Source organism: Kitasatospora sp. NPDC001309 (genome assembly GCF_042896295.1).
Lineage (GTDB): Bacteria > Actinomycetota > Actinomycetes > Streptomycetales > Streptomycetaceae > Kitasatospora.
In genome coordinates, this window is record NZ_JBIAXC010000004.1 from 114,154 (window position 1) to 138,522 (window position 24,369).

Genomic DNA, 24,369 nt, shown 5'->3' on the forward strand with positions numbered 1-24,369 from the left:
CGAAGGCGCAGGAGGAGCGGAACGAGGAGCGTCAGCGACAACAGGGACAGGAGGGAACACACCGGTGGGACGTCACGGCGCTACTCCTTCCGGTCCGGCGCACGGGGATCCACGCGTCGCGGCACACGGGTGCACCGAGCGCGGGCGAGGTGGGGTGGCGACGACGATGGCGATGGCGCGCCGTCCGTACCGAGGAGCCGGGCGGCGCGATGCGAGGAGCGTTCCACGTCGGTCGAGCCGGAGGCAAGCCTTTGCCACATGGTGGGATCAGTTGTTCATCAACGCCATTCCATTGCAACGTCGTTGACACATCTCCGCAGCACTCGCTGCCCTACGCTGAGACTCCCTCCGGCGCGCCGCCCGGAGCCACGAACCGAACGCGAGGTGCCATGGCCGAGGCCGCCACCGCCGTCCAGAGCCCCCCGGCCGGCGCCCAGGCCGTCCAGCGCGCACTCGGACTGCTGCACTGCTTCCACGACAACGGCCCCGACCTCAGCGCCTCGGACCTGGCCCGCCGGATGGACCTCTCGGTCTCCACCGCGCACCGGCTCGCCCGCACGCTGGTCAGCGCCGGATTCCTGGAGCAGGACGATCAGACGGCCCGTTACCGGCTGGGCCCGGCGGTCGCCGAACTCGGCCAACTCACCTTCCACCAGCGCGGACTGCACCTGGCCGGCCCCGAGCTGGAGCTGCTCTCCCGACGCACCGGAACGACCGCCGACCTGGCGATCCGCAGTGGCCCGCACGCCGTCATCCTGGTCGGCGGCTCGGTCCGGCCGGACACCGGGCTCGGGCTGCGCCGCCCGCTGCACTCCACAGCGCTCGGCAAGGTCCTGCTCGCCTGGCCGCGCGCGGGCGAGGCGGCGGTGTCCGCACTCGGCCCGCTACCGTCCTTCACCGACCGTACGATCACCGAACCGTCGCTCCTGGAAGAGGAGTTGGGTCGGGTGCGGGCGGCCGGTCACGCGCTCAACGACGGCGAGTCCGCCGCCGGGGTGCGGACGCTCGCGGTTCCCGTACTGGACGCCGCCGGGCAGGCCCGGTTCGCGCTCGCGGTCCGCTCGACCCCGGCGCACCTCACCGACGACCGCCTGGACCGGTTCCTGACCCCCGCCCGGACCTGCGCCGAAGCCCTCTCCGTCCTCCTGCTGCCCCCCGACCAACGGGCCTGACCCGGGCGCCCGCACAACCGGTCCATCCGACTCGTACCGCCCGCCCACGCGCAGCGCCAACACGCGGCAGCGGGCCGCCCGTTCACGGAAGGAACGGGCGGCCCGCTGTGACGCAGGGCGGCCTCACGCCGAAGGCGGTCGGCCACAAGCGGTCGGCCGGAGACGGTCGGCCACCGACGGTGGGCCGGAGAGGGTGGACCGAAGACCCTGGGCCAACGGCCGAACAGCGCGGAGCAGCAGCTCAGTTGACCGGCGTGTACTTGTACCCGACCCGGCGCACCGTCACGATCGAGTCCCGGTAGGCGGGGCCGAGCTTGCGGCGCAGCCGGGCGACGTGCACGTCGACCGTGCGACCGTCCCCGACGTGGCCGTAGCCCCAGACCGCCGAGACCAGGTGGTCCCGGGTGTGCACCCGCTGCGGGTGCTCGGTGAGGTGGGCCAGCAGCTCGAACTCCAGGTAGGTGAGGTCGAGCAGCCGCCCGTCGACGTAGGCGTTGCGGCGCTCGGCGTCGACGGCGATGCCGCGTCCGGCGGGCCGGACCGGACGGACGGCGGCCGGTGCAGTGCCCGTCCCCGCAAGACCCGAACCCGCAAGGCCCGATCCGGCGCCACCCGGCAGCGTGCCCGGCGCGGCGTGCCCGGCCAGGCCGAGCGGACCGGCCGCCGGGCTCTCGGCCGGTACCAGCACCAGGTAGCCGACCATCGGGTGGCCGGCGGGCGCGCCGGTCTGCGCACCGTACTGGGCGAGCAGGCCCTGCGGCAGCACGCCCTGCGGCAGGGCGGCGACGACGGCCGCGCCCTCCGGCAGTGCGGCGAGCAGCGACGCGGGCGCCGACGGGGCGACCGCCCCGGACTGGGGCGGGACCGACGGGCCGGAGGGCACGGCGGAGGGAACGACGGAGACGGGCGGGACGGAGACCGGGGGAACGGAGCGGACCGCGCGCAGGTGCGGGGTCGCGACGGGCAGGGGCAGGGTGGCCGTGGAGGAGGAAGACATGGTGTGCCGCTCATTTCGCGCGTGACGGACGGGGTGGAGTCGTCTGCGCGTCGACCGGGCGTACTGCCGGAGCTGGACCGGGGGGACCGGGTTCAGCGGGCGGAGGGCCGGGACGCGCTGGGCGAACCCGGACACGTCTGATCGAACAGGTGTGGCTGCCGGGACGGCCAGAACGGTTCGAGGGAGTTGCTGGGGCGAACGGTGTTCACTGGTGGTCTCTCCGCGGGGCGGGGCCGGATCGGTCGGCCGCGGGCGCTCCTGACGTGCGGTCCGCTACGGCCTGGTCGACGGGGTCGGTGGTGCGTCGGGCGGCGGCCGGGTGCAGGCCTGGGGTGCCGGGGACGTACCGGGGTGGAGGAGGCCGGTCAGCGACAACAGGCGCTGCAGATCAGCGCGTGGTCGATGTAGCGGCGGACGGTGAGCACCGGCATGACGGGGCCGGGCACGGCGGTGATGCGTCGCTTGCCGACGGTCATCCCTGCTGCCCTCCCCCTTCGTCCTGCCTAGTCGCGCTCCACGCGCTTGCGCTTCGTTGCGCTTCGTTGCCCGCGCGGCGACACACCCATGATCCGGTGCGCGCCGGGACGGCTTACGTCCACAGAGCCTTCCACGCCCGAGCCTGTCTAGGCAACCTTCCGCGCACCGTTCGTCCGACATGTGGACCACCGAATGAGACGTCGGGTGCACGAAGCGCCCCTGACCAGGACCGATCCCACGGAGCCTCAGGTCCGGGCCGCAGCCCGCCGACGGAGCTCGGCGGCGTGCTCGACCAGCGCCACGAGCAGTCCCTTGCCGTCCTCCCGCAGCCGGGCGTCGCACAGGACCACCGGGATGCCCGGGTCGAGGTCCAGCGCGTCCCGGACCTCCTCCGGGGCGAACCGCTCGGTGCCGTCGAAGCAGTTGACCGCGACCAGGAACGGGATGCCGCGCTGCTCGAAGAAGTCGACCGAGGGGAAGCAGTCGGCCAGCCGCCGGGTGTCCGCGAGCACCACGGCGCCGAGCGCGCCACGCGCCAGCTCGTCCCAGACGAACCAGAACCGGTCCTGCCCGGGCGTCCCGAACAGGTAGAGCGCGAGGCCGGGCCGCAGGTCGATCCGGCCGAAGTCCATCGCCACCGTGGTGGTCCGCTTGGCCTCCACGCCCGAGGTGTCGTCCACCGGGCGGCCCAGTTCGCTGAGTTCCTCCTCGGTGCGCAGCGGCCGGATCTCGCTGACCGACCCGACCAGGGTGGTCTTGCCCGCGCCGAACCCGCCCGCCACCAGGATCTTCACCGCGGCGGCCGGACCGCCGCGCCAGCGCGGGTCATCGGCGCTCCCGGCAGGCTTCGCGGCGGTGCTCGGCGGGGTGGGGTCAGAGCGCACGGAGTCCATTGATCACGTCTCGCAGCAGGCGCTCGTCCGGCAGCTCGGCGAGCGGAACGGGTCGGGTGACGCTGATCAGGTCGGCGTCGTAGAGGTCGCCGAGCAGGACGCGCACGACGCTGACCGGCAGGTCGGTGTAGGAGCCGAGCTCGGCGACGGACAGCGGCTCGTGGCGGCACCAGGCCAGCAGGGTCTGGTGCTCCGGGTCGAGGACGTGCGCGGGCACGGCCCCCGCGTCCGGCCCGGGCTCCTTGGCGGTGACCAGCGAGATCAGGTCGAACAGCCCCTCCTCGACCGGCCGGGTGCGGCCCCTGGTCATCGAGTAGAGCCGCACCACCGGTCCGGCCTCGTCGTCGAACCACCGGTCGTCGACCGGGGTGCGGGGCCGGAACAGGTCGACCTCGGGTCCGCCCGGGGTGTCCTGCTCCGGCCCCGCACCGTCGGTGGCCGGGCCGTCCGGCTCCGTGCCTTCCGGGGCCGTGCCGTCGGAGGCCGCACCGTCGGAGGCCGGGCCGACGGGCCGCGCACCGTCCGGGGCCGTGCCCGCCGGCTCCGCGCCCTCCGGGGTCACCGAGCCGTCCGCCATCGGATCCGCCATCGGACCGCTCAGCCCCTCGGCGCGGCGGTTTCGGTGCGCGGCTCGGCGGCCATGTGCTCGCCGACCCGCTTGACCAGCAGGGCCATCTCGTAGGCGATCTGGCCGATGTCCGCCTCGGCCTCGCTCAGCACGGCCAGACAACTGCCGTCGCCCGCGGCCGTGATGAACAGGAACGCCTCGTCCAGCTCCACCATGGTCTGCCGGACCCCGCCGACCTTGAAGTGCCCGCCGGCCCCCTTGGCCAGGCTGTGGAACCCGGCCGCGACCGCGGCGAGGTGCTCGGCGTCCTCGCGGTCGAGGTCGCGCGAGGCGCCGGTGGCCAGCCCGTCGCTGGAGAGGATCACCGCGTAGCGCAGGGCCGCGACCCGGCCCACCAGGTCGTCCAGGAGCCAGTTGAGGTCCCCGGACGGCTGCGTCGAAGTGGTCATGAATCAGTTCCTTCCGCTGGAGCGGGTGGTGCGGGTACTACGAGGGCTGCGGATCCTGCGGATCCTGAGGGTGCAGCGGGTCCTGCGGCCGTAGCGGGCACTGCCGGTGCTACGGGTCCTGCGGGTACGACGGTTCCTGCCGGTGCTACGGGTCCTGCCGGTGTGGCGGGCACTGCCGGTGCTACGGGCACTGAAGGTGTCACTGGTGGTACGGCCGGGACGGCCGCAGGGTTCCGCCGCACCGGCTGGCCCGGCGGGATCCGACGGGCGAGCGGCGCCCGGGCGGCGTCCCCGGGCGGGGGTGCGGGCAGCGCCGCCGGGGCGGGCGCCGGGCTGATCGCCAGCCGGGAGGTGTCCGGCGGCTGCCAGCGCGGTACGGCGACGGGCCGGGCACCCGACGCGGCCGTACGGTCCGCCGGGGCGGCGGTGCCGCGGCCGCGGGTGAAGCCGCGCTGGAACGAGGCGAAGGTGGCCCTGGCCTCCTCCGGCGAGCGTTCCCTGACCTCCGCGGCCCGGTCGGCCTCCCCTGTATCGGCGGCCTCCGCCGACGGTCCACCGGCCCGGCCCGCGGCCCCGGCTTCCCCGCGGAGGCGGTCCTTCGCCAGTTCCTTGAGCTGCGGAGCGAGGTTCGCCTGCCGGACCCGACGGGGCAGCCCGCCGGGCGTCCGGGGCGCGGCGTCGGCCCCAGCCGCGGCGACGGGGGCGGCGCCCCCGAACACGGCGTCCACCGGCGCGGCGTCCACGGGCACGGCGTCCACCGGCGCGGCATCCACGGGCACGGCGTCCACCAGGGCGGGCACCGCGGCGACTGCGGCTTGCCCCACGTCCCGCCGGTGCCGTCCCGTGCCCGTCCCGGTCTCGACGTCCGAGGCCGGCGCGGGCACCAGCACCGGACCGCCCTTGGTCCGTGCCGCCCGGCGCGGCAACCCGTTGGCCGTAAGCCCGGTCTCGGGCACGGACGGCCGCGGTCCGCCGGTCACCCGGTGCCGCCCGCCCGTGCCCCCGGCGGGCACCGGACCGGCAGACCCGCCCGGGTACGGATCCGTGGACGGCGACGTGGACATGGACGTGGACGAATCCGCGAACGGAGACGCGCCCGCGGACGGGCCCGCGGCGCCGCCGGAGGCCGGGTCGGGCACCGCGACCAGGTCACGCCGCCCGGCCGTACGCCCGGCCGCCCGGCCCACCGGCCGTCGTCCTCCACCCGTGACACCGCCGGCACCGCCCCCGGCCGCGGGCGGCTCCGGCAATCCGTCCGGTGCCTCCGCCAGCAGCTCGCGCGGGATCAGCACCACCGCCGTCGTCCCCCCGTACGGGGACGGCCGCAGGTGGACCCGGATGCCGTGCCGCCGGGCGAGCCGGCTGACCACGAACAGCCCCAGCCGGTCGGTGTCGGCGAGGTCGAACTCCTGCTCCTCGGTGATGCGTTCGTTGATCTCGGCGAGCAGCTGTTCGCTCAGCCCGAGTCCGCGGTCGTCGATCTCCAGCGCGAAGCCGTGCGCCACCACCTCGCCCTGAACGGTGACTTGGGTGGTCGGCGGGGAGAACACGGCCGCGTTCTCCACCAGTTCGGCGATCAGGTGGGTGACGTCGGCGACGGCGCTGCCGAGCAGGCCGGTGCCGGGGAACGGCCGGACGGTCACCCGGGCGTAGTCCTCGACCTCACCGACCGCCGCGCGGACCACGTCCACCATCCGGACCGGCTTGCGCCAGGCGCGTCCGGGCGAGCCGCCGGCCAGGATGATCAGGCCCTCGGCGTGGCGGCGCATGCGGGTGGTGAGGTGGTCGACCTTGAAGAGGTCCTCCAGCTCCGCCGGGTCCTCGGTGCGGCGCTCCATGGTGTCCAGCAGGGTGAGCTGCCGGTGCAGCAGCACCTGGCTGCGCCGGGCCAGGTTGACGAACACCGCCGCGACGCCGCGGCGCAGTTCGGCCTGCTCGACGGCGGCCTCCACGGCGGCCCGCTGGACCGCGTTGATGGCCTGGCCGACCTGTCCGATCTCGGCCTGGCCGAAGCGCAGTTCGGGTGCCTCGACGGCGACGTCCACCGGCTCGCCGCGGCGCAGCCGGAGCATGACGGACGGCAGTCGGGTGCTGGCGAGCTCATTGGCCGCGTTGCGCAGGTTGATCAGCTCGCGGGCCAGGCCGCGCCCGATCCGGAAGGAGATCATCACCGACAGCACGACGGCGACCAGGCCGATCGCGCCGGCGATGCCGCCGCGCCACAGCGCCGCGATCGCGGCCGAGCGCCCGCGCTCGTCCATCCCTGCGGTGATCCGGGAGTTGATCGAGGAGAGGTCGCCGAGCGAGCGGTCGGCGGTCTCCCGCCAGTTGTCGCCGTTGAGGGCCTGGACCACCCGGTCGGGGCCGCCGGCGCCGACGAAGTCCGCCTCGGCCCGGGCCAGCGCGCCCCAGGCCTCGCCGCCGCGCAGCGCGATGTAGTCGGCCTGGTCGGCGGGTTCCAGCTCGGCGATGTAGACGGTGAACAGGGCCTGCTGGTTGTGCAGGGCGTCCAGCGCGGCCTGGTACTGCTCGGCGGTGGGCCGGGCCGCGCCGGTGCGCAGGCCCTCCATCGCCGCGTCCTCCTGGGAGAGGTACTCGCGGGCGCGCACCAGCTCGATCAGGATGGTGCCCTGGCGCGGGAGTTGGCCGCTCTGCCGGGCGACGTACGCGGACCGGAAGCCGAAGACGGGGCGGATCAGGTCGCTGTACTGTCCGAGGGCGAATTCCCAGTTGAGCGCCAGTCGGCCGACCTGGGCGCGGAGCGGGCCGAGCTGGTCGGCCGCGGCGATGATCTGCAGCAGGCGGGCCCGCTGGCCGGTGGAGAGCCGGTCGCCGGCGGCGTCCTTCTTCTGGCGCAGCACCGCGAGGCTGTGGTCGGTGGCCGTCCGCGCGTGCTCGAAGCCGTCCCGGGCGACCGGCGAGTTCGGGTCGGCCAGGTGCTGGACGGCGGCGCGGCGCTCGTTCTGCAGGTCGCCGGTGTACTGGTCCACCGCCGCCCCGTAGTCCTTGTACGCACTGCTGATCGACAGCTGGCTCCAGGCGTCCCCGGTGGCGGCGAGCGTCGCGTACGCCCACAGGGCGACGAGCGCGACGATGGGCACCAGGAGCAGCGCGATGATCTTCGCGCGGATCGAGCTGCTGCGCAGACGCATGGAGTCCTCGGTCGGGGAAGTGCCAGGCGCGGACGGGGAGCGGTTCGGAGGGCTTCCGGGGTACTGGTGGGAGGGCAGACTGGACGGCGGGCGGGGCGGTACTCGGGGAGTCCTGGACAGGGAGCTGCGGGGGCTCCCGGTCACGGGTCTGCGAGACTCTACTACGCCCTGACCACACGTTCGAGGGTCGAACCGATCCGCTTCTTCGCCTTGCCCCGGACACGTCAGGGGACGGCCGCGATCCACCCCGCTCCACCCCGAGCCGGACCCGGCCCCTCCTCCCCGGCCCGTCGCCGTGCCGTCACCGACGACTCCCACTCGGCTCCCGGGGCACCCCCGGGGCGCCCACCGCCGCCTCCGCGACTCCTCCCCAACTGCGACACCATCCGTGCTGACCGGTGTCGATCTCGTCGCGTCACCGTCACAACCCTGGGCAGTGACAGGCCGATCCGATAGTTTCGCACCACCCCGCACGACCGGGCGCCGCCATCCCGGTGCCCGTGCGCCGGGGCCGACGGACAGCGCCGCGAGACGCGAACTGGGGAGGACTGTGCGCGAGTTCACCACCCCCGCCCCGGCCGGGCCCGAGGCCACCGGAGGACTCGCCGACTCCTTGTACGACACCGCCGAACGCCGCCCCGACCTGGTGCAACTGTCCCGGCGGACCGGCGGCGGACGTTGGCAGGACGTCACCGCACGGGAGTTCCGGGACGACGTCCTCGCCCTCGCCAAGGGCCTGCTGACCCGCGGCGTGCGCTACGGCGACCGGGTCGCCCTGATGTCCCGCACGCGATACGAGTGGACGCTGTTCGACTACGCACTCTGGTCGATCGGTGCGATCACCGTCCCGGTCTACCCCACCGCCGCGCCCGAGCAGGTCCGCTGGATCCTCGCCGAGACCCAGGCGGTGGCCTGCCTGGTCGAGGACGAGGACGCCGCGATGACCGTCGGCGCGGTCTGCGACGCCCTGCCCGACCTGACCGGGATCTGGCAGCTGGACCGCGACTGCGTCGCCGCGATCACCGAGGACGGCCTGGGCGTCCCCGACGCCCTGGTGCACCGCCAGCGGCTCGGCGTCACCGCCGCCAACATCGCCACCGTGGTCTACACCTCGGGCACCACCGGACGCCCCAAGGGCTGCCTGATCAGCCACGCCAACCTGGCCGCCGAGGCCGACTCGCTGCTCGTCGGCTGGGGCGAGGTGCTGCGCGACACCGGCGGTGGCGGCCAGCCCGCCACCCTGCTCTTCCTACCGCTGGCGCACGTCTACGGACGGGCGGTGCAGATCGCGGCGATCCGCGGCGGCTTCCGGATCGGGCACGTCCCCGAGGTCTCCACCGACGCGCTGCTGCCCGCCCTGGCGAGCTTCCGGCCGACCTTCCTGCACGCCGTCCCGTACGTCTTCGAGAAGATCTTCCAGCGGGCCAGGCGCGCCGCCGAGGAGGCCGGGCGCGGCGAACTCTTCGAGCAGGCCCGGCAGGTGGCCGTCGACTGGGCGGCCGCCCGGGAGCAGAAGGCCTTCGGCCGCGGACCCGGCCCCGGTACGGCCCTGCGGCTGCGCCACCTGGCCTACGAGCGGACCGTCTACCCGAAGCTGCGCGCCGTGCTCGGCGGGCGGGTGCGCACCGTGATGTGCGGAGGCTCCTCGCTGCGGCGGGACCTGGGCCTGTTCTTCACCGGCGCCGGGCTCCAGTTCTACGAGGGCTACGGCCTCACCGAGACCAGCGCGGCGATCACCGCCAACCCGGCCGGCCGGCAGAAGCTCGGCACCGTCGGACAGCCGGTGCCGGGCGCCTCGGTGGCCATCGCGGACGACGGCGAGGTGTGGGTGCGCGGCGGCTCGGTCTTCGGCGGCTACCTCAACCACCCGCAGTGCACGGCGGAATCACTGGTCGACGGCTGGTTCGGGACGGGCGACCTGGGCCGGCTGGACGAGGACGGCTACCTCACCATCACCGGCCGCAAGAAGGACCTGATCGTCACCAGCAGCGGCAAGAACCTCGCCCCGACGGCACTGGAGGAACGGGTCGAGGCGCACCCGCTGGTCTCCCAGTGCCTGGTGGTCGGCGACGACCGGCCGTACGTGGCGGCGCTGATCACCCTCGACCCGGCCGCGCTGGCGCACTGGCTCAAGACCCACGGACGGGAGCAACTGGACGCCTGGGCGGTGCTGGCGGACGAGCAGCTGCACGTCGAGGTCCAGCGCGCGGTGGCGGCGGCGAACACCGCCGTCTCGCGGGCCGAGTCGATCCGCGCGTTCCGCCTGCTGCCACGGGAGTTCAGCCTGGAGCAGGGACTGCTGACCCCCTCACTCAAGCTGCGACGGACGGCGATCGCGGAGTACTACTCGACGGACATCGAGGAGCTGTACCTCTCCTGAGCCGGGCCTGACCTCCGTCCGAACCATGCCGTCGGGCAAGTCTTCTGACGTACCGTCTTGTCCCCTTTCGGGACGGATCGTTCGCGCTGCGGTTCACCTGCCGTTCCCTTGACGGGTGGATTGGTCCAGTCCATTGTTGCTCTTCGGTCCGAGTGCGGCGCACCTGCACCACCCGCTCCCGCCCCTCCGGGAGCGCCCCGGTTCCACGGTCCAGATTCCCGTTCCGCGCCCTCCCCACGGGCGTGCCCCCACCTGCTGGAGTCCTCACGTGTCGATGTCCACGCGCCTGTCCGCGCTGGCCGCCTCCGTCGCGCTGCTCACCGCCTTCGCCGTCCCGGCGGCCTCCGCCTCCCCGACGGCCTCCCCGACGGCCTCACCCGCGACCCCCGTCTCCCCCGCCGGCGGCGCGGGCGCCACGACCGTCAACCTGGCCACCAACCCCGGCTTCGAACTGCCCTCCCCCGCCCTCGCCGACTGGGGCAGCATCCCCGGCTGGAGCTGCACCGGCGGCCCGGCCGAGGCGGCCGTCACCACCTCCGGCGCACACTCCGGCACCTCGGCGCTCACCGTCACCCCGGCGAACGACGACTCCACCGGCGAGTGCGCGCAGACCGTCGCCGTCCAGCCCGGCACCACCTACACCGCCTCGGCCTGGGTGCGCGGCAACTTCGTCTACCTGGGCGCCACCGGCACCGGCCGGGACGTCGCCCCCGCCTGGACCGAGACCACCTCCGGCGGCTGGCAGCAGCTGACCACCCGCTTCACCACCGGCCCGAACACCCACAGCATCCGGCTGTACGTGCACGGCTGGTACCAGCAGGGCCCGTTCTCGGTGGACGACGTACGGGTCGACGGCCCGGCGCCCGCCCCGGCGGTGGCGGCCGGCTCGATCCCGACCACCGACAAGGTCGTCTTCTTCACCGTGGACGACGGCTGGCAGCGCACCCCCGAGGCGGAACGCTTCATCGCCGACCACCACCTGCCGATCACGGCCTTCCCGCTGCCGATGCCGGCCGGCACCGACCCGGACTTCTTCAAGCGGGTCACCTCCGTGCCCGGCTCCTCCGTGCAGGACCACAGCGTCTCGCACTCCGACCTGAGCAAACTCCCCCTGGAGCAGCAGCAGGTGGAGATCTGCGACGCGCGCGACGCGATGACCCGGCTGTTCGGCACCGCGCCCGTGGTGTTCCGCCCGCCGTTCTTCGCCTGGAACGCCGACACCCTGCAGGCCGCCGCGAACTGCGGCACCCGCACCGTGCTGACCGCCGACGCCGACTACAGCTGGGGCGCCTCCAACATCTGGCACCCGGGCCCGCTCCAGCCGGGCGACGTGATCCTGATGCACTGGACCGACACCCTCGCCACCGACCTGCCCCGCGCCCTCGCCGCCGCCGACGCCGCGGGCCTCAAGCCGGCCGGGCTGATCGACTACCTGCACTGACCGGCCCGCCCCGGGCGGCGAACGGATGGCAGTCGACGCATGACAGCTGACAGATTTCAGATGATGAAATCTGTCAGCTGTTCTCTGTTATCTGTTCTCTGTCAGCTGTTACCCGTCATCCCTTCGCGGTCGTCCCGTCGCTGCCACCGTCGGCCCCACCCCCTCTCCCCGCGCACGCTCCACGGTGATCACGCCTATTGACACGGCATCCACGGCCCACGTCTCATGGGGGTGTGCAGCGCGGCGTCGGCCACAGAGAAGTGGGCCGGCCGGCAGTCGGGCCAGCACCTTGCACGCAAAGGGACGATGCGCGATGAGTACCTTCTCCGCTGCCCTGATCTGACCCAGGCGGCCACCACGGTGTCCGCCCGTTCGTCGCGTGATGCCGTGTGTGGCCGCGCCCCCTCACTCGCAGGAGACTTCACCACACACATGCCCATGTCCTTCAACCTGAATGTCATCGAGGAGTTCCGCGCCAACGACGGCCGGGTCGGCGGTCCGTTCGAGGGCGGCGACCTGCTGTTGCTGACCACCACCGGGGCGCACTCCGGCCGGCCGCACACCGTACCGCTCGGGTACGTCCGGTCCGAGGGGCTGCTCCTGGTCATCGCCTCGGCGGCCGGCGCGCCGGAACACCCGCAGTGGTACCGCAATCTGCTGGCCCACCCCGTGGTCAGGGTCGAGCTCGGCACCGAGACCTTCGACGCGATCGCGGTACCCGCCGAAGGCCCGCGCCGGGGGCGACTGTTCGCCGCCGTCGTCCGCCGGGCACCCGGGTACGGCGACTACCAGGCCCACACCGAGCGGGAGTTGCCGGTGGTCGTCCTGGAGCGCCCCGAAGCGCCGCCGGGCCACCCGCGCGACGTCCGCAGCCTGGCCGACAAGCTGCTGGAGGCGCACAGCTGGCTGCGGGCCCAACTGCGCCACGTCCGGGCCGAGGCCCAAGCCCACTCCCCTGGCCGCCCGGCCGGGCTCGGGCTGCAACTGCGCCAGCACTGCCTGGCGTTCTGCGAGGGGCTGACGCACCACCACACCGGCGAGGACTCCGCGATCTTCCCCGCCCTCGCGCGCAGCCACCCCGAACTCGCCGGAGTGCTGGAGCGGCTCGGTGAGCAGCACCGGGCGATCGGACGGATCAAGGAGGAGCTGCTGGCGCTGCTGGCCGGGATCGAGGTCACGGATCCGGATCAGCTCCGCTCCGAACTGGACCGGATGTCAGCCGAGTTGGAGGCTCACCTCGCCCACGAGGAGGCGGAGCTGCTGCCCGCTCTCGCCGGGATCCCCTTCCCGCCGGTGCGGCCGGACCCCGGCGCCGGGCGCTGACGCGGCGGTGCCGCCGTCCCTTCCCAGGTCCTGGGAGGGGACGGCGGCACCGGCGTCACACCGTCAGCCCACCGGGATGGCGACCCGACGGGACGGCGGAGCGGCAGAGCGGCAGAGCGGCAGAGCGGCAGAGCGCGGACGCTCAGGACTGGCTGAACACCGGGAGGTAGCCGTTGGCCTGGCCGGCCGAGTTGGGGTGGTAGCTCTCGTCGATCGGCAGGGTGGTGCTGTGCAGCCAGGTGTCTTGCGAGCCGCAGATCTCGTGGCCGGAGAAGGCGTCACGCACGTCGCCGAAGGTGAAGCCGGCGTTGGCGACCTCCTTGGCGATCACGCCGTCCAGGGTGTCGGCGGCCTCGTTGATGGCGGCACGCTTGGTGTCGCCGATGCCGAAGAGGCAGTAGCCGCCGATCTGGTAGAGGTGCGGGTAGCCCATCACCACGACGTGGGCGTTCGGGGCCTTGGCACTGATGGCGTTGTACACCTGGTCCAGCTGGCCGGGCAGGGTGTTGGTCGCGTAGCTCTCGGCCGTGCTGACGGCGTTGAGGCAGTCGCTGTCCGAGCCCAGCACGCAGGTCTTCATGGTGCTGGAGAAGCCCGCGTCGTTGCCGCCGACCGAGAGGCTGACCAGCGTGGTGCCGCTGTTCAGCGCGGAGATCTGGCTGTTGAGGATGTCACCGGTTCTCGCGCCCGAGCAGGCGACGAAGGAGAAGGAGGCCGGGGAGTTCGCGTTCGTCCAGAGCTCGGCGTACGCGTTGGCGCTGCGCTTGCAGCTGCCGCTGTCGCCCAGGTAGTTGCCGGCACCGACGCCGGCCGAGTAGGAGTCGCCGAGGGCGACGTAGTTCACGCCGGCCGCGTTGGCGGCTGACGCCGTGAAGAGCGTCGTCATGGTGAGGGCCGCCGCGATCGCGGCGACGGAGAGGGCACGGGCAGGGCGGAGCATCGCACCTCCAGGTATGACGCGGGTCACAGAAAGGGATACCAAGCGGTAATCGAACACGGAAGCGTTCATGCCAAAGACATTGACGGGCAGTCTGCTGGCGCGGAAGTGAACTGCCGCGCGCGCAAGGTCAGTTCACGCCGACCGCCACCCCGGGCGCCGGCGCACCCGCGGACACGCGGACACGCACAGGCGGACGCGCGCTCCGGCACGGAACAACGCGCCGGTGCCTGCCGGCCGTGACCGCCCGGCACCGGCGTACTCGACGCCGCTTCGCTCAGGAGCGGCTGAACACCGGGAGGTAACCCCCGGACTGGCCGGCCGAGTTCGGGTGGTAGCTCTCGTCGATCGGCAGCGTGGTGCTGTGCAGCCAGGTGCTCTGCGAGCCGCAGATCTCGTGCTCGGCGAAGGCGCTGCGCACGTCGCCGAAGGTGAATCCGGCGTTGGCGACCCGCTTGGCGATCACGCCGTCCAACGTGTCGGCCGCACCGTTGATGGCGGCACGCTTGGTGTCACCGATGCCGAAGATGCAGTCGCCGCCGACCTTGTACAGGTGCGGGTAGCCCATCACCACGACGTGGGCCTTCGGAGCCTTGGCCTTGATGGCGGAGTACACCCGGTCCAGCTGGCCGGGCAGGGTGTTGGTCGCGTAGCTCTTCGCCGTGTTGACGGCGTTGAGGCAGTCGCTGTCCGAGCCCAGCACGCAGGTCTTCATCGTGTCGGCGAAGCCCGCGTCGTTGCCGCCGATCGACAGGCTGACCAGCGTGGTGCCGGTGTTCAGCGCGGAGACCTGACTGTTGAGCACATCGCCGGTTCTCGCCCCCGAACAGGCCACGAAGGAGAAGGAGGACGGCTTGTTCGTGTTCTTCCACAGGTACGCGTACGCATTGGTGCTGCGCTTGCAGCTACCACTGTCGCTCAGGTAGCTACCGGCGCCGACGCCGGCCGAGTACGAGTCCCCGAGGGCGACGTAGTTGACACCCGCCGCGTTGGCGGCTGACGCCGTGAAGAGCGTCGTCATGGTGAGACCGGCCGCAATGGCGGCGACGGACAGGGCACGAGCAGGGCGGAGCATGGCACCTCCTGATATGACGCGGGTCACAGAAGGGATACCAGGCGGTAGCCCGGCACGGAAGCGCTCATGCCAAGGACATTGACGGGCCGTCTGATAGCGCAAACGTGAACTACCACCGACCGAGCGTGAGTTCGCCCAGGTGGGTGTGGGTGTACGTCGACGCGCGTCGGTCATCGCGTGTAGACAAAAAACTTCCGAGAAGTCAGCTCGCCGTCAGCCACCGGTCAGGCTGCGGCCGCCGGTGCGTCGGTTCCGCGCCCGCAGCCGGGCAGCCCTGCTCCGGGGACGGCGCGCCGCCGGCCGCGTTCCGGGGGCCCGGTTCAGTACCGCGGGACGCGTCCGCCGCCCGGGTACACCGGGCCGGGGAAGACCGTGCAGCCCTCGACCGGGAGCTCCTCGATCTCCTCGTTAGCGGCGGCCGGCACACCGAGCCAGTGGACGGCGGTGGCGACCGCCGCCCGGGCCTGGCGCAGCCCGGGCTCGCCCCAACCCAGTAGCTCGACCGCGAGCCCCGGCGCGACCAGCAGCCGCCGGTAGTGCCGGCCCGAGGCCGGATCGGCCGCGCTCGGACCGACCGCCCGCAGCGCCGCCGCCATCCGGACCCGGGCGCACTCGTGCCCGCCGTTCGCCGAGCCGACCCGGTCGTACAGGTAGCCGAGGTAGTACGGCCGGCCGATCACGGCCTGGGCCTCCTCCCCCGCCTCCCGCGCCAGGGCGGCGGCCGGGTCGCCGTCGTCCTCCGGCTCCAGCGAGCCGCCGGGCAGCGAGCAGATCCCGTCCCGGGGGTTGACCAGGGTCAGCACCCGGCCGTCCGGGGCGAACAGCCAGCCCCAGGACTGCTTCATCGGCAGCCCTTCCGGCACCTGCTCACCCGGCCGCCACGGCCAACCCGCCGTGGGACGCCGGCGCACCTTCCCGAGCAGCTCGGCGATCTCCGCCGTGAACTCGATCCGGCCCATGCCGCGCGTCCCCCCTCTCGGTGTCGGGCTCGCCGGACCCTACGGAGCACGGTACGGAGCGGAGCGACCGGAGTGGCGGCGTGGGGGACCGCGCACTCCTGCTGTTGATCTTCTCCGATCTTCCCCGAACAGGCGGTCGATGAACAGTCCCCAGCGCCGCATGGTGGATGCGGAGGCCGCGAACGCCCTGATCACCCCAGCAGCCCACCCCCGCCCCCGGCCTCCGGGAGGCCCGGCAGCGGGAACCCCGGCTGCGGGACCGCACCGGGCGGGAAGGGCAGCCCGCGCGCCGCGTCGTCGGCCAGCTCGTCGAACACCTCGTGGGCGGTCATCGGCCGCAGCCGCCCACCGGCCAGCGCCCAGCCCCGCACCCGCGGACCGCTCCTCGCCCCGTCCGCGAGCCCGCCCGGCGGAGCGCTCGCCGACCGCCCCGAAGGGTGGTCCGAGGGTCGGTCCGCCTCCCAGTCCGGGGCCCGGTCCGGGGCCCGGTCCGGGGCCCGGACCGCCGCGTGGCCCGCCGACCGGTACGGCGACGCGGCCGGATCGCCGTGCAGCAGCAACGCCCCCGCACCGCCCGAGGCCACGCCGGCCGCGAGCGTCACGCAGAACGCCTCCACATCCCGCCCGGCGGGTAGCAGCCGCCCCGCCTCGACGCAGACGTCCACCGCCGAGGTGAGCTGCTCACCGTCCTCCGGGCCGTGGCAGCGCAGCGTCAGCAGGTGGCAGCCCTCCCCCGCGCCCTCGGCCAGCGCCAGGTACACGGACGTCACGTACCGCATCACGGCCGCCATCCGCCGCTGCCCGGCCAGGTCGTCGCCCAGCACGTCGAGCAGCGCCGCACAGCCGACGGACATCCGCACCCGCGCCCGGTGGTCGTCCAGCAGCACCGGGAGGAGGTCGGCCATCGGCTCCCCCGCGTAGACGAAGGGCTCCCCGGCGAGCTCCGGATCCCCCGCGTACGCGACCCGGGCGGCCGACGCCCGGGGGTCGAGGCCGAGCGCGGCGCAGTAGTCCTCGAAGTCACCCGCCTCCAGGACGCGCAGGTGCACTTCCAGCCCCTGCTGGTATAGGCCCCTGAGCTGCTCCTCCGCCCGCACCAGGTACTCCCGGTATCCGAGCGCGCCGAACAGCCCGTACTCGGCCAGCACGGCGAAGTCCTCCGCCTCGACGGCCAGCGCCACCGCCACCGGCTGGGGCGGCGCCCCGCGGGCCCGGCCGTCGCGCCGCCCCCGCGCCCCGGCTCCCCCGGCCCCGACGGCCCGCGCACCCGGCGGTCGCCCCGCGCCCGGCGGCGCGGCCCCACCGGGCCCACCCGCCGACGGCCGCCCGAACCCGGGGCCGGCCCCACTCCCGGGCCCGCTCCCGGGCCCGCTCCCGGGCCCGGATGCGTTCCCGGGCCCGGACCCCGGCCTCCGCCCGCCGGACAGCAGCGCCCCCGGCGCCCGCAGCAGCCGCTTCCGCACCACCACGACGCCCAACACCTCGTACACCGACTCCCGCACGGTCATGGTCTCCTCCTGTCCCGTCGGCCTCCGACCCCCGGATCCGCCGACGCCACGGAACATACACAGAGCCACTGACAATCCACCCCGAGTAATCGAACACCGGCGCCCGAGGCTCCCCAGAGGAGCAACATTTGCCCCAAGGCCGGTCCACCGCAGCCCGCCAAGGGGCAAACATGAGCCCCTCGTCGACCACTCGCCCACCGTCCACCCGCCACTCGCCCACCGCCCGCCCTCGGCTCGCCCAGCGGACAACCCCCCGTGGCCACTGAGCAGGCCGGGATTGTCAGCGCAGCGACTGAGGTCGAGCCCGGTGGAAGGCGAGACCAGTCGTGTCACTGCGGCCGAACTGGTGGTTCCCCCGCTGTACGTCCAGGACATCTTCAACCTGGCCCCTGGCGACCAGCTTGTCCGGCGGGAGTACATCGCAGGCCGGGGGAAGACCCGAACCATGCTGGCAGTCGCCTGGTCCCGGCTCACTTCGCCGCCGTGGTCCCCGACCTGCTGTCGACCGCGCCCGGCAAGAACGCGGGGCTCACGGCAAAGGTGCTCGAGGCGTCCGGTCGGACGATCACGCATGCCCGGGACCAGCAAATGAGAGAACCGCCCCGGCCAAGTAGGCCGGGGCGGTTTGCTTTGCTTCGAGCGTTCTGAGGAGCGCGAGGAACGGGTTCCCGGAGGCAACCGGCTCAGGCCGGGGATCGGGCACTGGAGCCGGGGGCGTGGTCTTGGCGGGGCGGTAGGAGTCCATGCGGACGACCGTGGCCGGGCGCCGACATGCGGCAGCAGTTCGGAGGAGTCCCCACCTGGCGCCTCCTCGGCGCGCTAGTTCCCCTCATCTCCGCATGCCTTCAAAACCTCCGACCGCGCCCGGCTCGCCTGACCATCCCCAGCGTCTTGGGCATACCAATTTCTCAATAGGCTGTCTTCATATGTCTCAAGCCGGGATTTTATGTCATAGTCAAGCTCTGGGAGATCTAGAGCATCTTTCGCCTGATTGATGATCTGCTGTCGATTTTGATATGTAGTATAGCCATTCGGCTCATACTTGACGAGCGCGCTCTTCATCCACCCGCAGGCCGTGTTGTTCACTAATTTCGGAAGGCCCCAGGATATTGCGCCAACCATAACTACGGCACCCATTGCTACGACTACTGCATCGCGGGCCTTCTTTGCCGTGAGACCACCCGATCGCTCGGTTGCACTGCTTGCGCCATCCTGGCCTTCGGAGTTGCTGTGCCGCTGTTCCAGTGGCCCGCGTGTGTTGACAGCGGGCACCGGCGTGGCAGGTGATGGCCTGTTGAGCAGTAATTTCTCAACCTGCTGTTGCCGCTCAAGCTCTATGGCTGCTCTCAAGTAGGCTTGGTTATCCTTCTTCGGCAGCAAGACCTTGTGCTCAGTCTGCGGCCCACCGGGGTTCTCCGAGCGAGAAGGTCCGGCAAGGAAGACCAATGCTGTTGAAATGCCGAGCCGCTGTTCGGGCTTCTTCTCAAGTAGCAGACGGACGACTGTTCTAAGCGGGTCACGGGCCTTCACGAGCGGTGGAGGCTCATCCATCAGCACTGCGGACATGGATGCCATTGACGTCTCCCTCCTGAACGGGGAGATTCCTTCAATGGCTTGGAAGAGCGTGGCTCCGAGGGAGAAGAGGTCGCTGACCGGCATGTCGGCCCGTCCCCGGATTCGCTCGGGCGCCATGTACTCCGGGGAGCCAATGACTGTCCCCGACGCAGTCAGCACCGTGTCGTTCTCGTGCCGGGCGATCCCGAAGTCGGTGAGAAGGATTCTTCCGTCAGAGGCCATCATGACGTTGGCCGGTTTGACGTCGCGGTGGAAGATACCGGCGCGGTGAGCGGCGTCAAGGGCTTCCAGGAGTGCCCTGGCAACCTTGAGCGCCGTGTCACGGGGCAACGGGCCACGCTGCCTGACGTATTCGTCCAACGAGCAGCCGTTGACCAGTTGCATCACGATCCACGGGCGGCCGGCATCCACGACGACTTCGTGAACGGTCACGATGTTGGGGTGATCGCGGAGCTTGGCGGCACTTCGGGCCTCACGCGCGGCGCGCTTGAGGCGCTCGTTGTACTCCTCCTCGAACTGCGCGGGTGGGAGCCAGATCTCCTTGATCGCTATGTCTACGTCAAGGTGCTCGTCGTGAGCCTTCCAAACCCGTCCGAAGCCACCCGACCCCAGGCTGGAGACCAGCCGGTACTTCCCCCCGACGAGCTGGCCAGGGCTTGCCTCGTGAGCCATCGTGTCCCCCGGGCTCTCGCACCAACGAGCAGTCGGGTTCGAGCGTACGCAGTGTGTACATGACGGGACCAGACATCGGCGGAACTCGATCGAGATCGAAATGCAGTCGCCCATGCGGCCCTGCACATGGGGATCGTGGCAGGGATCATCGTCCTCTTCGAGCCGGACCAGGCCCAGGCGGAGAGCCCGGCGGGCGAAGAGCGGGCCGTGCTCCTGGTGCACGCCCTCGGGGTACGGTGATGAGCCGTGGACGGCTCACTACCTCCGGCACTTCTTCGCCTCCGGTGCCATCGCGGGTGGGGTGTCCCCCCTGGAGGTCTCCCGTTGGCTCGGGCACTCCACGATCCGGATCACCGCCGACATCTACGGCCGCCTCTCCCCTGATGCGCGAGAGAGACTGAGGACCGTGATGGACGAGGCTCTGTCGGTGGGTCCTGTGATACTCGGTACTGACCAGGCACTGGCCGCGTGACCCGTGCTGACTCGGTGCTGACCCGGAGGACATCAAAGTGGCAAACGTGCAGGTAGGAGCGCTGTAGTGAGACTGCTGCATACCTCCGACTGGCATCTCGGGCGCTCGTTCCACCGGGAGAGCCTGCACGACGCCCAGCGCGCCTTCCTGGACCACCTCGTGGAGGTGGTCCGGTCCGAGGGCGTGGACGCCGTGCTGGTCGCCGGGGACGTGTACGACCGGGCGCTGCCCAGCCTGGACGCGGTCGCGCTGTTCGACGACGTGCTGCACCGGCTGGCGGAGCTCGGGGTCCCGACGGTCTTCATCAGCGGCAACCACGACTCGGCCCGCCGCCTCGGCGTCGGCGCCGGCCTGATCGGGCGCGCCGGGATCCACCTGCGGACGGACCCGGGCGCGTGCGCCGAGCCCGTCCTGCTGGCGGACGAGCACGGCCCGGTGGCGGTGTACGGGCTGCCCTACCTGGAGCCGACGCTGGTCCGCGAGCGCTTCGGCCTGGCCAAGGGCGGGCACGCGGCGGTGCTCGGCGCGGCGATGGAGCAGGTCCGCGCCGACCTGTCGGCCCGCCCGGAGGGGACGCGGGCGGTGGTGCTCGCGCACGCCTTCGTCACCGGCGGAGCACCGAGCGACAGCGAGCGGGACATCGCCGTCGGCGGGGTCGCCGCCGTCCCCGCCTCGGTGTTCGACGGGGTGCACTACGCCGCGCTCGGCCACCTCCACGGCTGCCAGACCCTCGCCCCCCACCTGCGGTACAGCGGCTCCCCGCTCGCCTACTCCTTCTCCGAGGCGCGCCAGCGCAAGACCATGTGGCTGGTCGACCTCGCCGCCGACGGCGCGGTGACGGCCGAGCGGGTCGACTGCCCCCGACCGCGTGCCCTCGCCGCCCTGCGCGGCACCCTCGCCGAGCTGCTCACCGACGAGAGGTACACCGAGGACGAGCAGTCCTGGGTGCAGGCCACGCTCACCGACGCCGCCCGCCCGGGCGAGCCGATGGAGCAGCTGCGCCGCCGCTTCCCGCACACCCTCCAGCTGCTGTTCGACCCCGAGGACGGCGGCACCGAGCCGGCCCGGTCGTACGCCTCCCGGGTCAGCGGCCGGGAGGACCTGGAGATCGCCGAGGGCTTCCTGCGGCACGTCCGCCCCGGGGCCGAGCCGGAGCCGGACGAGCTCGGCTGGCTGCGCGAGGGCTTCGAGCACGTCCGCACGGACGCCGACCGGAAGGCGGACCTGCCCCGATGAGGCTGCACCGGCTCACCGTCACCGCCTTCGGCCCGTTCGCGGGCAGCGAGACGGTGGACTTCGACGCGCTCGCCGCCGGCGGGCTGTTCCTGCTGCGCGGGGCGACGGGCGCGGGCAAGAGCAGCGTGCTGGACGCGGTCTGCTTCGCGCTGTACGGCGAGACGCCCAACGCCCGCCGGGCCAACCGGCTGCGCAGCGACCACGCCGACCCCGGACAGCTGACCCAGGTCGAGCTGGAGCTGACGCTGGGCGGGCGCCGGCTGCGGATCACCCGGCTGCCCGAGCAGCGCCGGCCGAAGAAGGTCGGCACCGGCACCACCGTCGAGCGGCCGCAGACCCTGCTGCGCGCGTGGGCCGCCGACGCGGGCGACGGCGCCCCCGGCTGGCAGCCGGTCAGCAAGTCGCACCAGGAGGCCGGGGAGGAGATCCACCGGCTGATCGGCATGAGCCGGGAACAGTTCTGCCAGGTGGTGCTGCTGCCGCAGGGTGACTTCGCCCGCTTCCTCAAGGGGGACTCCGAGGAGCGCGGCAAGCTGCTGCGCCGCCTCTTCGACACCGAGCGCTACGGGCACGTCGAGGCCTGGCTCGCCGACCGGCGCCGCACCCAGGAGACGGCCGTCCAGGCCGGACGCCGACGCCTGCGGGACCTCGCCAGCAAGGCCGAGCAGGCCGCCGGCCCCGGGGCCGAACCCGCCGGGGCGTGGGTGCCGGCCGAGGACGGCGACGCCGACCTCGCCCCCGGGCTGCTCGGCTGGGCCGCGATCCTGCGCGGCGGCGCGGCCGAGCAGCTCACCGTCGCCGAGGCCGCCCTCGCGGGCGCCGAGGCCGCGCACCGGGCCGCCCAGCACGGGCGCGAAGGCGCCGAGGAGCTCGCCGCCCGCCAGCGCCGGCACCGGGAGGCACTGGCCGAGGCCGACCGGCTGGCCGCCTTCGAACCGGCCGCGGCGCGGGACCGGCAGCGGCTCGCGGCCGCCCAGGAGGCGGTCGGCGTGGAATCCGCGCTGCGCCTGCGGGAGAGCGCGGCCGAGGCGCTCGGCCGGGCCCGGGAGACGGAGCAGCGGCGCCGGGAGGCGCTGGCCCGTACCGGGATCGCGGAGCACGTCCCGGCCGGGGCCGGGGCCGGTGCCGCCGAGCTGGCCGACGCGGAACTGCGGCTGCGCGCCGAGGTGGTCCGGCTGGAGACGGCCCGGGCGGAGGAGCGGCGTTGCGCCGAACTCGGCCGCGAGCAGCTCGCCCTGGCCGCGGAGCGGCGCGGCGCCGAGGAGCGGGCCGAGGAGGCCGAGGACTGGCTGGCCGAGTTCGACGGCGAGCTGGGCCGCCTGGAGGAGCAGCAGGAACGGGCCCGGACGGCGGGCGTCCGGGTCGAGCAACTGGACGGCCGGCGCGCCGAGTCGACCACCCGCCTGGCCGCGGCCCGGGAGCGGGACGGCCTGCGGGTGGAGATCGCGGCGGCCGAGCCGAGGGTCGCCGAGCTGCGCACGGCCGCGCTGGACGCCCGTGAGTTCGGCCTGGACCTGCGGGACCGCCGACTGGCCGGCATGGCCGCCGAGTTGGCCGAGCAGCTCCGCTCGGGCGAGGCCTGCCGGGTCTGCGGCTCGGCCGAGCACCCGGCGCCCGCCGAGGCCGCCGACGGCGGCCGGGTGAGCGCCGAGGACGAGGAGCGGGCCGGTCGGGCGCAGGCCGCCGCCGAGCGGGCCTGGGGCGAGGCCGACCAGGCGCTGACCGCGCTGCGGGTGCGCGAGGCGACGGCCGCCGGTGCGGCCGGCCCCGAGGCAGCGGACGTGCTCGCGCGCTCGCTCGCCGAGCTGGAGCGGGAGCACCGCGCCGCGCTGCACGAGGCGGAGGCGCTCGGCCGGGTCGGCCGGGAGATCGCCCGGCTGTCGCAGGACCGCACCCGTCGGCTGGACGAGCTGAACGAGGCAAAGGAGCGCGCCGCCGTCCTCACCGACCGGCTGCAGGCCCTGGCGGACGACCAGCGGGCGCTGAGCGCCAGGGTGTCGGCCGCGCGCGGCGCGGCCGCCTCGGTCGCCGACCGGGCCGCGACGCTGGGCCGGCTCGCCGAGGCGGTCGCCGCGGTGGCCGGGGCCGCGCGGGCGGCGTCGGAGGCGCGGGAGCGGCTCGACGCGGCCGAGGAGGAACTCGGCAAGGCCGCCGCCGCGGCGGGCTTCCCGGATGCCGGGGCCGCGCTCGCCGTCCTACTGCCCCGGGAGGAGCGGGAGCGGCTGGAGGCCCGGCTGGAGCGGCACCGCGCGGAGTCCGCCGCCGTCCGGCACGAGTTGGCGCTGCCCGAACTGGCCGAGGCCGCCGCCCGTCCGCCGGTCGACCTGCCCGCCGCCGCGGCCGCGCTGAGCGCCGCCACCGACCGCCTCGGCCGGGCGCACGCCGCCCGGTCGGCCGCCCGGGAGCGCTGCGCGGCACTCGCCGAGATCGGGGACCGGCTGGGCGAGCTGGCCGCCGAGCTGGCCCCGACCCTGGAGCGGTACGGGCGGATCAACCGGCTGGCCGCGCTGGCCGCCGGCACCTCCACCGAGAACCGGCTGCGGATGCGGCTGGAGTCGTACGTGCTCGCGGCCCGGCTGGAGCAGGTCGCGGCGGCGGCCAGCGACCGGCTGGTCCGGATGTCCGGCGGCCGTTACACCCTGGTCCACAGTGACGACCGCGGCACCGGCAACAAGCGCTCCGGACTGGCCCTGCGGGTCGTCGACGCCTGGACGGGCACCGAGCGGGACACCGCCACCCTCTCCGGCGGCGAGAGCTTCTTCGCCTCGCTCTCCCTCGCCCTCGGCCTGGCCGACGTGGTCACCGACGAGGCCGGCGGGATGCCACTGGACACGCTCTTCATCGACGAGGGCTTCGGCACCTTGGACGAACAGTCCCTGGAGGAGGTGATGGACGTCCTCGACGGCCTGCGCGAGCGGGACCGCGCCGTCGGCATCGTCAGCCACGTCGCCGACCTGCGCAGCCGCATCCCGGCCCAGCTCCTGGTCCGCAAGGGCCGCCACGGCTCCACCCTCGCCCTGGCCGGCCGGGAGGACGCCTGACGCCCACCCCGCCCTACACGCCCAAAACGCCCGCCCCGCCCG

At 73.4% G+C, this 24,369-nt stretch carries 16 protein-coding genes and 1 pseudogene; 7 read left to right on the forward strand and 10 right to left on the reverse strand.

Annotation, left to right across the window (positions count from 1 at the left end; all coding sequences use genetic code 11):
- Positions 1–389: 389 nt before the first annotated feature.
- Entirely contained in the window at positions 390–1,172 is a 783-nt protein-coding gene (locus ACFY2K_RS05865; protein WP_387709795.1) for an IclR family transcriptional regulator, read from the forward strand.
- A gap of 241 nt (positions 1,173–1,413) precedes the next feature.
- Here the strand turns inward: ACFY2K_RS05865 and ACFY2K_RS05870 are convergent, their stop codons facing one another.
- The 5 genes from ACFY2K_RS05870 to ACFY2K_RS05890 all read right to left on the reverse strand — a co-directional run bounded on the left by ACFY2K_RS05870 (position 1,414) and on the right by ACFY2K_RS05890 (position 7,708).
- Complete coding sequence (locus ACFY2K_RS05870; protein ID WP_387709797.1) at positions 1,414–2,169, reverse strand: winged helix-turn-helix domain-containing protein; 756 nt, start codon at positions 2,167–2,169, stop codon at positions 1,414–1,416.
- A gap of 722 nt (positions 2,170–2,891) precedes the next feature.
- Positions 2,892–3,539: an ATP/GTP-binding protein gene (locus ACFY2K_RS05875; protein ID WP_380404130.1), complete on the reverse strand. Its 648-nt coding sequence runs from the start codon at positions 3,537–3,539 to the stop codon at positions 2,892–2,894.
- A complete protein-coding gene (locus ACFY2K_RS05880) occupies positions 3,520–4,128 on the reverse strand; it encodes a DUF742 domain-containing protein (protein ID WP_387709799.1) in 609 nt (202 codons plus the stop codon). The genes ACFY2K_RS05875 and ACFY2K_RS05880 overlap by 20 nt, the downstream gene beginning before the upstream one ends.
- A gap of 8 nt (positions 4,129–4,136) precedes the next feature.
- Positions 4,137–4,556 (reverse strand): roadblock/LC7 domain-containing protein, encoded by a 420-nt coding sequence (locus tag ACFY2K_RS05885; protein ID WP_375891400.1) that lies wholly within the window; start codon positions 4,554–4,556, stop codon positions 4,137–4,139.
- Positions 4,553–7,708 carry a nitrate- and nitrite sensing domain-containing protein gene (locus ACFY2K_RS05890; protein ID WP_387709802.1) on the reverse strand — a complete coding sequence of 1,052 codons (3,156 nt, stop codon included), beginning with the start codon at positions 7,706–7,708 and terminating at the stop codon, positions 4,553–4,555. The genes ACFY2K_RS05885 and ACFY2K_RS05890 overlap by 4 nt, the downstream gene beginning before the upstream one ends.
- Positions 7,709–8,258: 550 nt before the next feature.
- On the opposite strand from ACFY2K_RS05890, the gene ACFY2K_RS05895 reads away from it, so the two are divergent.
- From ACFY2K_RS05895 to ACFY2K_RS05905, 3 genes are all read left to right on the forward strand, one after another.
- A complete protein-coding gene (locus ACFY2K_RS05895) occupies positions 8,259–10,088 on the forward strand; it encodes an AMP-dependent synthetase/ligase (RefSeq protein ID WP_387709803.1) in 1,830 nt (609 codons plus the stop codon).
- 274 nt (positions 10,089–10,362) lie between these two features.
- Positions 10,363–11,529 (forward strand): polysaccharide deacetylase family protein, encoded by a 1,167-nt coding sequence (locus tag ACFY2K_RS05900; protein WP_387709961.1) that lies wholly within the window; start codon positions 10,363–10,365, stop codon positions 11,527–11,529.
- A gap of 432 nt (positions 11,530–11,961) precedes the next feature.
- A complete protein-coding gene (locus ACFY2K_RS05905; RefSeq protein WP_387709805.1) occupies positions 11,962–12,852 on the forward strand; it encodes a nitroreductase/quinone reductase family protein in 891 nt (296 codons plus the stop codon).
- 142 nt (positions 12,853–12,994) lie between these two features.
- Here the strand turns inward: ACFY2K_RS05905 and ACFY2K_RS05910 are convergent, their stop codons facing one another.
- The 4 genes from ACFY2K_RS05910 to ACFY2K_RS05925 form a co-directional block, all read right to left on the reverse strand.
- A complete protein-coding gene (locus tag ACFY2K_RS05910; protein WP_380521077.1) occupies positions 12,995–13,792 on the reverse strand; it encodes an SGNH/GDSL hydrolase family protein in 798 nt (265 codons plus the stop codon).
- Between the two features lie 274 nt (positions 13,793–14,066).
- Entirely contained in the window at positions 14,067–14,864 is a 798-nt protein-coding gene (locus ACFY2K_RS05915) for an SGNH/GDSL hydrolase family protein (RefSeq protein WP_380589931.1), read from the reverse strand.
- A gap of 320 nt (positions 14,865–15,184) precedes the next feature.
- Entirely contained in the window at positions 15,185–15,823 is a 639-nt protein-coding gene (locus ACFY2K_RS05920) for a hypothetical protein (RefSeq protein ID WP_375891388.1), read from the reverse strand.
- A 191-nt stretch (positions 15,824–16,014) separates the two neighbouring features.
- A complete protein-coding gene (locus tag ACFY2K_RS05925) occupies positions 16,015–17,004 on the reverse strand; it encodes a hypothetical protein (RefSeq protein ID WP_387709808.1) in 990 nt (329 codons plus the stop codon).
- 550 nt (positions 17,005–17,554) lie between these two features.
- Here ACFY2K_RS05925 and ACFY2K_RS05930 point away from each other — a divergent pair.
- Positions 17,555–17,931 (forward strand): annotated as a pseudogene (locus tag ACFY2K_RS05930) (GntR family transcriptional regulator); the annotation flags it as partial.
- Positions 17,932–18,150: 219 nt separating this feature from the next.
- Here the strand turns inward: ACFY2K_RS05930 and ACFY2K_RS05935 are convergent.
- Positions 18,151–19,578, reverse strand: coding sequence for a serine/threonine-protein kinase (locus ACFY2K_RS05935; RefSeq protein ID WP_387709810.1), 1,428 nt, complete (start codon positions 19,576–19,578; stop codon positions 18,151–18,153).
- A gap of 538 nt (positions 19,579–20,116) precedes the next feature.
- On the opposite strand from ACFY2K_RS05935, the gene ACFY2K_RS05940 reads away from it, so the two are divergent.
- Positions 20,117–21,286 (forward strand): exonuclease SbcCD subunit D, encoded by a 1,170-nt coding sequence (locus tag ACFY2K_RS05940; protein WP_380521068.1) that lies wholly within the window; start codon positions 20,117–20,119, stop codon positions 21,284–21,286.
- Positions 21,283–24,327: an AAA family ATPase gene (locus ACFY2K_RS05945; RefSeq protein WP_380521066.1), complete on the forward strand. Its 3,045-nt coding sequence runs from the start codon at positions 21,283–21,285 to the stop codon at positions 24,325–24,327. Before ACFY2K_RS05940 ends, ACFY2K_RS05945 begins: the two co-directional genes overlap by 4 nt.
- Positions 24,328–24,369 lie beyond the last annotated feature (42 nt).

Coding starts and splice junctions, on each gene's coding strand:
- ACFY2K_RS05870 (WP_387709797.1), bottom strand. CDS start 2,169: ATGTCTTCCTCCTCCACGGCCACCCTGCCCCTGCCCGTCGCGACCCCG.
- ACFY2K_RS05865 (WP_387709795.1), top strand. CDS start 390: ATGGCCGAGGCCGCCACCGCCGTCCAGAGCCCCCCGGCCGGCGCCCAG.
- ACFY2K_RS05875 (WP_380404130.1), bottom strand. CDS start 3,539: ATGGACTCCGTGCGCTCTGACCCCACCCCGCCGAGCACCGCCGCGAAG.
- ACFY2K_RS05915 (WP_380589931.1), bottom strand. CDS start 14,864: ATGCTCCGCCCTGCTCGTGCCCTGTCCGTCGCCGCCATTGCGGCCGGT.
- ACFY2K_RS05900 (WP_387709961.1), top strand. CDS start 10,363: ATGTCCACGCGCCTGTCCGCGCTGGCCGCCTCCGTCGCGCTGCTCACC.
- ACFY2K_RS05890 (WP_387709802.1), bottom strand. CDS start 7,708: ATGCGTCTGCGCAGCAGCTCGATCCGCGCGAAGATCATCGCGCTGCTC.
- ACFY2K_RS05935 (WP_387709810.1), bottom strand. CDS start 19,578: ATGGCTCACGAGGCAAGCCCTGGCCAGCTCGTCGGGGGGAAGTACCGG.
- ACFY2K_RS05920 (WP_375891388.1), bottom strand. CDS start 15,823: ATGGGCCGGATCGAGTTCACGGCGGAGATCGCCGAGCTGCTCGGGAAG.
- ACFY2K_RS05945 (WP_380521066.1), top strand. CDS start 21,283: ATGAGGCTGCACCGGCTCACCGTCACCGCCTTCGGCCCGTTCGCGGGC.
- ACFY2K_RS05905 (WP_387709805.1), top strand. CDS start 11,962: ATGCCCATGTCCTTCAACCTGAATGTCATCGAGGAGTTCCGCGCCAAC.
- ACFY2K_RS05910 (WP_380521077.1), bottom strand. CDS start 13,792: ATGCTCCGCCCTGCCCGTGCCCTCTCCGTCGCCGCGATCGCGGCGGCC.
- ACFY2K_RS05880 (WP_387709799.1), bottom strand. CDS start 4,128: ATGGCGGATCCGATGGCGGACGGCTCGGTGACCCCGGAGGGCGCGGAG.
- ACFY2K_RS05885 (WP_375891400.1), bottom strand. CDS start 4,556: ATGACCACTTCGACGCAGCCGTCCGGGGACCTCAACTGGCTCCTGGAC.